Source organism: Brachybacterium sp. Marseille-Q7125, assembly GCF_023062615.1.
In the GTDB taxonomy this organism is placed as follows: Bacteria; Actinomycetota; Actinomycetes; order Actinomycetales; family Dermabacteraceae; genus Brachybacterium.
Map to the genome: position 1 here is coordinate 1 of NZ_JALLAL010000141.1, position 607 is coordinate 607.

General features: G+C 55.8%; 2 rRNA genes. Both read left to right on the forward strand.

Features of this window, described 5'->3' with window-relative positions:
- Positions 1-95, forward strand: a 16S ribosomal RNA gene (locus MU407_RS14075); the annotation flags it as partial.
- Between the two features lie 373 nt (positions 96-468).
- Positions 469-607 (forward strand): 23S ribosomal RNA (locus tag MU407_RS14080); the annotation flags it as partial.

Consider the following 607-nt stretch of genomic DNA (forward strand, 5'->3'; position numbering starts at 1 on the left):
TCCTCGTGAGGGAGCTGTCGAAGGTGGGATCGGTGATTGGGACTAAGTCGTAACAAGGTAGCCGTACCGGAAGGTGCGGCTGGATCACCTCCTTTCTAAGGAGCATCACCAAGTATTGGTGGCCATCATCATCCGCGAGTGTCGGGTGGGTGGTTGCTCATGGGTGGAACATCAACGAATAGGCACTTCACCAGTGTGTCTGGCTGTTAGTACTGCCCCTGTGGGGTGTGGAACGTGGCTGGGTGGTTCTGGTTTGAGGTGGAGGCACGCTATTGGGGCATGAGGCTGCACGCCAAGCCCAGCTCGTCCCGAATGTTGTTCGGGTGTGTTGGGTGGTGTGGCTGGTCCTCCCTGCCGCGTCCTGGTTTGTGACCGGGAGTGGTGGTGTGGGGTTGTTTTTTGTGAACTGTATAGTGGACGCGAGCATCTTGTAAGCAATTTTGTTTTGCACAAAGTGTCTTTGTGTTGCTGTAAGTTTTCTAGGGCGCACGGTGGATGCCTTGGCACAAGGAGCCGACGAAGGACGTGTGAGTCTGCGATAAGCCTCGGGGAGTTGACAACTGAGCTGTGATCCGAGGATGTCCGAATGGGGAAACCCACCAGGGGT